The organism is Micromonospora sp. 4G55, from assembly GCF_016803375.1.
Map to the genome: position 1 here is coordinate 1 of NZ_JAEVHN010000198.1, position 10134 is coordinate 10134.

Genomic DNA, 10134 nt, shown 5'->3' on the forward strand with positions numbered 1-10134 from the left:
TTCGCGGCCTCCTCGGCGTCGTCGGTGATCCGCTTGGCCTCCTGGAGGGCCTTGGCGTGGGTCGCCCGCGTCCTGCTGGGCCCGGCTGTGGATCTCCTTGGCCGTGTTGCGGAGCTGGGTGGCCTCCTGCTGCGCCTTCGTCAGCGCCTCCTGGGCGGCGGTGCGCAGCCGGGTCGACTCGTCCTGGGCGGTGGCGCGTAGCCGATTCGACTCGTCCTGGGCCGTGGCCCGCAGCCGGGCCGCGTCCTCCTTGGCGCTCTTGAGCGCGGCCGCCGACTCGGCCTTACGGGCGGCGGTGTGCCGCTCCTCCTCGGCGCGCCGCGCCGCCAACGCGATCTCGAAGTCCTTGAGCGCCTGGGCGGCCTGCTCGCGGGCCTCGTCGATGATGTGCTCGGCGGCGGCGCGACGGGCCTCGATCTCCTCGCTGGCGGCGCTCAGGATGGCGTCCGCCTGCTCCTCGGCGAGGGCGAGGATCTGCTCGACCCGGGGTCCCAGGTGCTTGAACGAGGCGCGGTCCACCACGCCGATCTGCTTGCGCACCTGGGCCAGGTCCCGCTGGAGATGCTCGACCTGCCCGGCCAGCTTGTGGATCTGGGTGTACGCCTGTTCCCGCTCGGCCGTCAGGGTCGCGATCTCGTGCTCCGCACGAGCGACGTACCGGTCGACCTGTCGTTTCTCGTACCCCCGCAGGGCGGACTCGAAGCTGGGCTCCGTGGTCACGTCCCCGCCGAGAGCGAACAGTTCCTCGCCGTGCGACATGCCCCCATCCTCACACGCATCCGGTCCTGCTGGGGCGATACGGACGCCCCTGTTGCGACCTACTTCATCACGGTCGTACCGGCCGTATCAGGGGTTGGGAAACGCATACGGCGCGGGGCGCCACCGGTCACCCGGTGTCACCCCGCGCCGTGAACTCATGCCCCGACGGTGCGGTGGGTCAGCTGGCCGTCTCCGCGGTCGCCCGCTGCTCGGTGCCGGCGGCCTTGGCGGCCTCCGGCTTCGCCGGTGCGGCGGCCGGCTGCTGGGCCGGCACACCCGGCACGATGCCGGCCAGGCCGGAGAGCATCTGGCCGAGCTGCGAGGTGACGGCGTCCTTCTGGCGGGTGAGGTCCTCGACCTCGCGGCGGGCCGCCTGGGTGGTCAGCTCGGCCTCGGTGCGCGCCTCGGTGAGCAGCCGGTTCGCCTCGGCCTTGGCCTCGTTGAGGGTCTTGTCGGCGAGCGCCTTGGCCTTGTCGACGGTCTCGTTGGCGGTGCGCTCGGACTCGATCCGGCGGGCCTCGGCGCGCTGCTCGATCTCCTTGGCGCGCTCCTGGGCGGCGCGGGCCCGCTGCTCGGCCTCGCCGACCAGCTTCTGGGTCTGCGCGACCTGCGCGGCGTGCCGCTCGGACTCCTCGCGCTCGGCCTTCTCGCGGCGCTCGGCGAGCTGCAGCTCCAGGGCCTGGAGGTCCTTGTCCCGCTTGTCGCGGGCGTCGGTGAGCAGCTTGGTCGCCTCGGCCCGCTTCTCCTCGGCCTCGCGCGCGGCCTTGGCCCGCTGCTGGGTGATCTCCCGCTCGGCGGTGGCGCGCAGGGTGGCGACCTCCCGCTCGACCGTGGACTTCAGCTCAGCCACCTCGTGCGCGGTGACCGTACGCAGCTGCTTGGTCTCCCGGTCGGCGTCGGCGCGCAGGGTGTCGGCCTCGCGGCGGGCCTGCACGCGGACCTCGGCGGCCTCGCGCTCGGCGGTGGTGCGGACGTTGCCGGCCTCCCGCTCGGCGGTGGCCTTCATCGCCGCCGCCTCGGCGCGCGCCTTGTCGGTGATCTCCCGAGCCTCCAGGCGGGCCGCGGAGAGGATGCCCTCCGACTCGCGCTTGGCCTCGTTGCGGTGGTCGTTGGCCTGCTCCTCGGCCAACCGCAGGATCTGCTCGACGCGAGTGCCCAGGCCGGAGAGGGTCGGCCGGCTGTTCTCCTCGAGCTGCTTGTTGGTGTCGGTGAGCTTCTGCTCGAGCGCGCTCTGGCGCTGCTCGGCCTGGCGGAGCCGACGCTGGGCGTCGTTCATCCGCTGCTCGGCCTCGGCGCGGGCCTGCTCGGACTGGGTCAGCGCGGCGGTCATCCGGCCGATGAAGTCATCGACCTGGTGGGTGTTGTATCCGCGCAGGCCGACGGTGAAATCTGGCTGCGAGTTCGCGTTATCGAAGAACGCGAGAGGGGAGGACTGCTGCTGGGGCATTGGGACATACTTGCAGACCCCCCGGGGTCGTTCGCAAGAGCGGTCCCGAGCTTTCGTGTCCTCATTACATGGTCAACTTCCGCGCTCGGCGGACACCGGACCAATCGGCGATCTTGGCAGGTCCCGGGCGGGCCGAGGTCACGCCGAGTGAGCGGGAAAAGGGCCGCGGGGGATGCCCGCGGCCCTTTGTCCGATGTCACTCGAATGGGGGTGCGCCGCCCATGTGGAAAGGCAATGGCCGCCTCACCGCAATGGGCATGCCGGCATCACCCGGACGGCTCAGTGGCCGCGGAACCGGTTGATCGCGTCCTCGTGCCGGGAGCGCAGCTCGGTGTCCCGGACGCCCAGCCCGTCGGTGGGAGCGAGGCAGCGCACGCCGACCTTGCCCTGGTGGGCGTTGCGGTGCACCTCGTACGCCGCCTGGCCGGTCTGCTCCAGCGGGTAGGTCCTCGACACCGTCGGGTGGATCAGGCCGAGGGCCACCAGGCGGTTGGCCTCCCACGCCTCCCGGTAGTTGGCGAAGTGGCTGCCGACGATCCGCTTGAGGTGCATCCACAGGTAACGGTTGTCGTACTGGTGCTGGTAGCCGCTGGTGGAGGCACAGGTGACGATGGTGCCGCCCTTCTTGGCGACGTAGACGCTGGCGCCGAAGGTCTCCCTGCCGGGGTGCTCGAAGACGATGTCCGGGTCCTCGCCGCCGGTGAGCTCGCGGATCCGCTCGCCGAAGCGGCGCCACTCGTCCTGGTCCTGGGTCTGCTCGTCCTTCCAGAACCGGAAGCCCTCGGCGGTGCGGTCGATGACCAGCTCGGCGCCCATCTTCCGGCACAGCTCGGCCTTCTCCGGCGAGGAGACCACGCAGACCGGGATCGCGCCGCCGTTGAGCGCCATCTGGGTGGCGTAGCCGCCCAGGCCGCCGGAGGCGCCCCAGATCAGCACCACGTCGCCCTGCTTCATGTTCGCGCCGTGGTGCGAGACCAGCTGCCGGTACGCGGTCGAGTTGACCAGCCCCGGGCTGGCCGCCTCCTCCCAGCTCAGGTGGCGCGGCTTGGGCATCAGCTGGTTGGCCTTGACCACGCACAGCTCGGCCAGGCCGCCGAAGTTGGTCTCGAAGCCCCAGATCCGCTGCTGCGGGTCGAGCATGGTGTCGTCGTGGCCGGCCGCGTCCTCCAGCTCCACCGAGAGACAGTGCGCGACGACCTCGTCGCCGGCCTTCCACTTGGTCACGCCGGGGCCGGTGCGCAGCACCACGCCCGCCGCGTCCGAACCCACCACGTGGTACGGCAGGTCGTGCCGGCGGGTCAGCTCGGAGAGCCGGCCGTAGCGCTGAAGGAACTTGAAGGTCGGCAGCGGCTCGAAGATGCTGGTCCAGACCGTGTTGTAGTTGATGGCGCTGGCCATCACCGCGACCAGGGCCTCGCCCGGGGCGAGTTCCGGGGTGGGCACCTCCTGCAGGTGCAGGGCCTTGCGCGGGTCCTTGTCGCGGGTGGCCATCCCGTCGAACATCCGGGTGTCCTCGGCCCGGACGACCACGCCGCGGTAGGTCTCCGGTACCGGCAGTCCGGCGAGACCGGCGAGTTCGCGCTCCGGTCGGTCGGAGCCTTCCGCCGCCATGATCGCTTCGAGGATGTCCTGCACGGTGACCTCCCGTTCGTCCGCACCCACGCCGGGGGGCAGGGGTGCTGCCATCGTCGGCGCCGGTGCGACCGACCGCCATGTCGGCAATCGACACATCCGGCACCGGTCGCGCTCCTTGTTGGGCCGGGACGTTACTGAACGGTAGCTAGGGCGGGAAGGCCTCTGTGAAAAACTGCATTGGCCGATGCGTGGAGGTGTCCACGCCGCACCCGTACCGCGCACCCCCGCGCTCCGCCCCGTCTCCGGGGCCGGCCGGCGGGTCCGCCGGCCCCGTTCGCGGCGTGTCGCGGTGTCCGGCGACCGGGACACCGCGACACGCCGCAAACGGCGGGACGGGCGAGGCGCGGTCAGTGGGCGTCGGGGGCCGGTTCGACCAGCTCGACCAGGACACCGCCGGCGTCCTTGGGGTGCACGAAGTTGATCCGGGAGTCCGCGGTGCCGCGCTTCGGCTTCTCGTAGAGCAGCCGTACGCCCCGCTCGCGCAGCGCGGCGCAGGCGGCGTCGATGTCGGCCACCGTGTACGCCACCTGCTGCACGCCCGGCCCGTTGCGGTCCAGGAACTTGGCGATGGTCGACTCCGGGGTCAGCGGGGCGAGCAGCTGCACGCAGCCGCCCTCGGTGGTCGGGCCGACGGCCAGCATCGCCTCGCGTACGCCCTGCTCGGTGTTGGTCTCGACGTGCACGCAGCGCATGCCGAAGGTGCGTTGGTAGAAGTCGATCGCGGCGTCGAGGTCGGCGACCGCGACCCCGACGTGGTCGATGCGGCGCAGGCCGATGTCTGTGACATAGTCGGCAGCGGGCTCGACGGGGGAGTTCTCAGCCATGGCGCTAGTCTGACCGAACAATCGTTAAGGCGTACAGGTCGGCACCCCCTCGGAGGCAGGCAATGGCTTCGGTGATCATCAGCGGCGCGCGGACCCCCATGGGGCGCCTGCTGGGCAACCTCAAGGACCTCCCGGCGACGAAGCTCGGCGGCGTCGCGATCAAGGCGGCGTTGGAGCGCGCCGGCGTCGCTCCGGACCAGGTGCAGTACGTGATCATGGGGCAGGTGCTCCAGGCCGGCGCTGGGCAGATCCCGGCCCGGCAGGCGGCGGTCGAGGCCGGCATCCCGATGTCCGTACCGGCGCTGACCATCAACAAGGTCTGCCTCTCCGGCCTGGACGCGATCGCCCTGGCCGACCAGCTCATTCGGGCCGGTGAGTTCGACATCGTGGTGGCCGGCGGCATGGAGTCGATGACCAACGCCCCGCACCTGCTGCTCGGCCAGCGCTCCGGCTACAAGTACGGCGACGTCACGATCAAGGACCACATGGCGCTCGACGGGCTGACCGACGCCTGGGACTGCTGCGCGATGGGCGAGTCCACCGAGAAGCACGGCGTGCGGCACGGCATCACCCGCGAGGAGCAGGACGCGTTCGCCGCGACCAGCCACCAGCGGGCCGCCGCCGCGCAGAAGAACGGCCACTTCGCCGACGAGATCACCCCGGTGGTCATCCCGCAGCGCAAGGGCGAGCCGCTGGTGATCAGCGAGGACGAGGGCATCCGTCCCGACACCACGGCCGAGTCGCTGGCGAAGCTGCGCCCGGCGTTCACCAAGGACGGCACCATCACCGCCGGCAGCTCCTCGCCGATCTCCGACGGCGCCGCCGCCGTGGTCGTGATGAGCAAGGCCAAGGCCAAGGAGCTGGGGCTGACCTGGCTGGCCGAGATCGGCGCGCACGGCAACGTCGCGGGGCCGGACAACTCGCTGCACTCGCAGCCGTCCAACGCCATCCAGCACGCCCTCAAGAAGGGCGGGCTGAGCGTCTCCGACCTGGACCTGATCGAGATCAACGAGGCGTTCGCCCAGGTCGGCATCCAGTCGGCCCGCGACCTCGGGATCAGCCCGGACAAGGTCAACGTCAACGGTGGCGCGATCGCGCTGGGTCACCCGATCGGCATGTCCGGCGCTCGGCTGGTGCTCACCCTCGCGCTGGAGCTCAAGCGCCGGGGCGGCGGCACCGGCGCGGCCGCGCTCTGCGGCGGTGGCGGTCAGGGCGACGCGCTGATCATCCACGTTCCGAACGGTGGCGAGACCGAGCAGTGAGCGACGCCGTCGATCACGCCCCGGCAACGGCCACCGGGCCGGTGCGCCGCAGCCGGGACGTACCGATGCTGGTGGAGCGGGCCCGCGCGGGTGACCCCCGCGCGGTGGCCCGGCTGATCACCCTGGTCGAGTCCGGCGACGAGGTGCTGCCGCAGGTCGCGGCGGCCCTCGCGCCGTACGCCGGTCAGGCCCAGGTGGTGGGCCTGACGGCTCGCCCGGGGTGGGCAAGTCGACCACCACCAACGAGCTGGTGCGCGCGCTGCGGGCGCGCGGTCACCGGGTCGGTGTGCTGGCGATCGACCCGTCCAGCCCGTTCACCGGCGGCGCGATCCTCGGCGACCGGGTCCGGATGCAGGACCACGCCACCGACCCGGGGGTCTACATCCGCTCGATGTCCAGCCGGGGCCACCTCGGCGGGCTGTCCGCGGCCACCCCGCAGGCGGTGCGGGTGCTGGAGGGCGCCGGCTGCGACGTGGTGCTGGTGGAGACCGTCGGGGTCGGCCAGGCCGAGGTCGAGGTGGCCTCGCTCGCCGACACCACCCTGGTCCTGCTGGCCCCCGGCATGGGCGACGCGATCCAGGCGGTCAAGGCCGGCATCCTGGAGATCGCCGACGTCTTCGTGGTCAACAAGGCCGACCGGGACGGCGCCGACGCGACGGTCCGCGACATCCAGGGCATGATCGCCCTCGGTGAGCGGGGGCCCGGCGAGTGGCGTCCGCAGGTGGTCCGGGCGATCGCCGCGCGCGGCGAGGGGATCGACGACATCGCCGCCGCCATCGACAAGCACCGCGGCTGGCTGGAGCAGCACGACGAGCTGCGCCGCCGCCGGGAGACGCGGGCCGCCGCCGAGATCGAGGCGATCGCGCTCGGCGCGCTCCGCGCCCGGATCGGTTCACTGCGCGACGGTACGGAGCTGTCGACGCTCGCCGCCAAGGTGGCCGAGGGCGCGCTCGACCCGTACGCCGCCGCGGACGAGTTGCTGGAGCAGCTCGGCGCCTGATCGCCGGGGATTGGCGATCTTCCACCCGGGGCACCATGCCGCCGACGGCCGCACCCCAGGGGGAGGGCGCCATGGCGGCGGAGGGAACTCCAGCGCGGGACGGGCACGCGACCCCGGGCGGTTGGGCCGGTGGGCGGCTGTCGCGGTCAGCGCTGCCGGGGCTGGCGCTCTTCGTCGTGCTGGCGGTCTGCGGGCTGGCGGCGCTGGCCGGCGGCGTCATCGGTCGCGATCCGGTGCTCGTCGTGGGCGGCGCTGTCCTGCTCCCGCTCTTCGGATCCCTGATCGGGCTGCTCCTGGTGGCGTCGTCCCGGGGCTCCGGAGCCGCGACGACCCTGGTGCCGTGGCCCGGCGGCGGCACCCGGGCGGTGCGGTTCGGCTACCGGGCCGCCGCGTACGGCTGGTTCGGCGCGGTGACGGCGGCGTGTGCACTGTTCGCGCTCGGCATGGCCGTCGGGGCGGCGACGGTGTGGGGCGGAGTCCTCGGTTGGGTCTCGGCGGCCGTCCTGGCCGGCGGGGCGGCGCTGCTCGGCTGGCACCTGGTGGTCATGCTCCGGCTGGCCCCCGGTGGGCTGCTGCTCTCTCCGGCCGGGATCGCGCACGCCGGGTTGACCAGTTTCTACTCCGTACCGTGGGCCGCCGTGCACGCCGTGGCCGCGACCAGCCTGAGGACGTCGGTGCTGGTGGTGAAGGCGGAGCCGGCGCCGGCGAGCGTGCTGCGCCGGCACACCGGCCGGTTCGACACCGGGGAGCTGCAATTCCTGCCCTTCCTGGTGGTCCGCACCTACTGGCTGGCCGCCGACCGCGAGGTGGTGCGGCAGGCGGTGGCCTTCTACCTGGCCCATCCCGAGCTGCGGGACGAGTTGGCCACGCCGGCGGCGGTGCGCCGGATCGTCGAGGGGCGGACCCGCGCCTGACGGGTCCACTGCGGATCCCGGCCGGCTAGTACGCTCGCACCGCCGCACGGCGGTAGCGGACTGGACGAGTGGGCGGGGAGAGCATGGCTGACGAGGCGACGCAGGAGCTGTCGGTGACTCCGGACGCGGTGGCGGGCGGGACGACGCAGGTCTCCGACGAGGTGGTGGAGAAGATCGCGGTGGCCGCCGCGAAGTCCGTGCCCGGGGTGGCCGAGCTCGGTGGCGACGTCGCCCGGTTCTTCAACGCCGTGCTCGACCGGGTCGGCCTGGACCAGGTGGGCGACGCGCGGCGGGGCTGCTCGGCGCACGTGACCGACGGCGGGGCGGTGGTCAACCTGGTGCTGGTGATCTCCGCCGGGCACCCGGTGCCGCAGGTGACCGACGCGGTGCGGGTCGCGGTGACGGCGGCGGTCGAGGCGTACGGGCTGCGCGCCGACGAGATCAACATCCGGGTGGACGATGTCGCGCTCGACGCCCCGGCCTGATCAGGTTACCGACCGGTACGGACTTCCTTAGCGATCGTTCAGGACTCCGTTCTACACTCGGTGTTCAGTCGAGGACTCGAGGAGGAGCCCCGCGGATGAACGCCGACGAGATCGCAGCCGGACGGGCACGCTGGCAGGCCCGCTACGACGCCGCGCGAAAGCGGGACGCCGACTTCACCACGCTGTCCGGGATGACCGTCGACCCGGTCTACGGACCGCCGGAGGGCACCGCGTACCCGGGCTTCGACCGGATCGGCTGGCCGGGCGAGTTCCCGTACACCCGGGGGCTCTACCCGACCGGCTACCGGGGGCGCACCTGGACGATCCGGCAGTTCGCCGGGTTCGGCAACGCCCAGCAGACCAACGAGCGCTACAAGATGATCCTGGGCGCCGGCGGCGGTGGGCTCTCCGTCGCCTTCGACATGCCGACCCTGATGGGGCGCGACTCCGACGACCCGCAGTCGCTCGGCGAGGTCGGCCACTGCGGCGTCGCGGTGGACAGCGCCGCCGACATGGAGACGCTCTTCGACGGCATCGACCTGGCCGGCGTCACCACCTCGATGACCATCTCCGGCCCGGCCGTGCCGGTCTTCTGCATGTACCTGGTCGCCGCCGAGCGGCAGGGCGTCGACCTGTCCAAGCTGGACGGGACGCTGCAGACGGACATCTTCAAGGAGTACATCGCGCAGAAGGAGTGGCTCTTCGACCCCGAGCCGCACCTGCGCCTGATCGGCGACCTGATGGAGTACTGCGCCCGGGAGATCCCGCGGTACAAGCCCCTCTCGGTCTCCGGCTACCACATCCGCGAGGCCGGGGCGACCGCCGCGCAGGAGCTGGCGTACACCCTGGCCGACGGCTTCGGCTACGTCGAGCTGGGGCTGAGCCGCGGGCTGGACGTCAACGTCTTCGCCCCGGGCCTGAGCTTCTTCTTCGACTCGCACGTCGACTTCTTCGAGGAGATCGCCAAGTTCCGCGCCGCCCGCCGGATCTGGGCCCGCTGGCTGCGCGACGTCTACGGCGCGACCAGCGAGAAGGCGCTCTGGCTGCGGTTCCACACCCAGACCGCCGGGGTGTCGCTGACCGCGCAGCAGCCGGTCAACAACGTGGTACGGACCGCCGTGGAGGCGCTCGCCGCGGTGCTCGGCGGGACCAACTCGCTGCACACCAACGCCCTCGACGAGACCTTGGCCCTGCCCACCGACGAGTCCGCCGAGATCGCCCTGCGTACCCAGCAGGTGCTGATGGAGGAGACCGGCGTGGTCAACGTCGCCGACCCGCTCGGCGGCTCCTGGTACGTCGAGGCGCTCACCGACAAGATCGAGGCCGAGGCGGAGGAGATCTTCGCCCGGATCCGGCAGCTCGGCGGCGAGGGCCCGCACCAGATCGGCCCGATGACCTCCGGCATCCTGCGCGGCATCGAGGACGGCTGGTTCACCGGCCACATCGCCGAGTCGGCCTTCGTCTACCAGCAGGCGCTGGAGAAGGGCGACAAGCGGATCGTCGGCGTCAACTGCCACACCGGCACGGTCGCCAAGGAGCTGGAGATCCTGCGCATCTCGCACGAGGTGGAGCTGGAGCAGCGCCGGCTGCTGGCCGAGCGCAAGGCCGCCCGCGACGACGCCGCCGTCAAGGCCGCCGTCGCCCGGATGGTCGAGGTCGGCCGCACCGGCGAGAACATGATCCCGGCCATGCTCGACGCCGTCCGCGCCGAGGCCACCCTCGGCGAGATCTGCGACGCCCTCCGCGCCGAGTGGGGCATCTACCGCGAACCCGCCCGCTTCTAACCCCACCCCACCCCCACCCTGCCC

General features: G+C 72.2%; 7 protein-coding genes and 2 pseudogenes. 5 read left to right on the plus strand and 4 right to left on the minus strand.

The annotated features are described in order from the left end of the window. The 4 genes and pseudogenes from JNW89_RS17560 to mce all read right to left on the minus strand — a co-directional run. Positions 1–759 (minus strand): annotated as a pseudogene (locus tag JNW89_RS17560) (hypothetical protein); the annotation flags it as partial. A gap of 178 nt (positions 760–937) precedes the next feature. After that, complete coding sequence (locus tag JNW89_RS17565) at positions 938–2206, minus strand: cell division protein DivIVA (protein ID WP_238449740.1); 1269 nt, start codon at positions 2204–2206, stop codon at positions 938–940. 279 nt (positions 2207–2485) lie between these two features. Then, positions 2486–3841, minus strand: coding sequence for a crotonyl-CoA carboxylase/reductase (ccrA, locus tag JNW89_RS17570; RefSeq protein WP_238449746.1), 1356 nt, complete (start codon positions 3839–3841; stop codon positions 2486–2488). Positions 3842–4188: 347 nt separating this feature from the next. Beyond that, a complete protein-coding gene (mce, locus tag JNW89_RS17575; RefSeq protein ID WP_238449741.1) occupies positions 4189–4665 on the minus strand; it encodes a methylmalonyl-CoA epimerase in 477 nt (158 codons plus the stop codon). 62 nt (positions 4666–4727) lie between these two features. Between mce and JNW89_RS17580 the strand changes: the two genes are divergently transcribed. The 5 genes and pseudogenes from JNW89_RS17580 to JNW89_RS17600 all read left to right on the plus strand — a co-directional run bounded on the left by JNW89_RS17580 (position 4728) and on the right by JNW89_RS17600 (position 10110). Continuing rightward, positions 4728–5927 carry an acetyl-CoA C-acetyltransferase gene (locus tag JNW89_RS17580; protein WP_238449742.1) on the plus strand — a complete coding sequence of 400 codons (1200 nt, stop codon included), beginning with the start codon at positions 4728–4730 and terminating at the stop codon, positions 5925–5927. Further along, positions 5924–6927 (plus strand): annotated as a pseudogene (meaB, locus tag JNW89_RS17585) (methylmalonyl Co-A mutase-associated GTPase MeaB). The gene JNW89_RS17580 and the pseudogene meaB overlap by 4 nt, the downstream one beginning before the upstream one ends. Positions 6928–6998: 71 nt before the next feature. Beyond that, on the plus strand, positions 6999–7841 hold the full coding sequence (locus JNW89_RS17590; RefSeq protein ID WP_238449743.1) for a hypothetical protein: 843 nt from the start codon (positions 6999–7001) through the stop codon (positions 7839–7841). Positions 7842–7924: 83 nt separating this feature from the next. After that, a complete protein-coding gene (locus JNW89_RS17595) occupies positions 7925–8326 on the plus strand; it encodes an Asp23/Gls24 family envelope stress response protein (RefSeq protein ID WP_238449744.1) in 402 nt (133 codons plus the stop codon). A 95-nt stretch (positions 8327–8421) separates the two neighbouring features. Further along, positions 8422–10110, plus strand: coding sequence for a methylmalonyl-CoA mutase (locus JNW89_RS17600; protein WP_238449745.1), 1689 nt, complete (start codon positions 8422–8424; stop codon positions 10108–10110). The last annotated feature ends 24 nt before the right edge of the window (positions 10111–10134 follow it).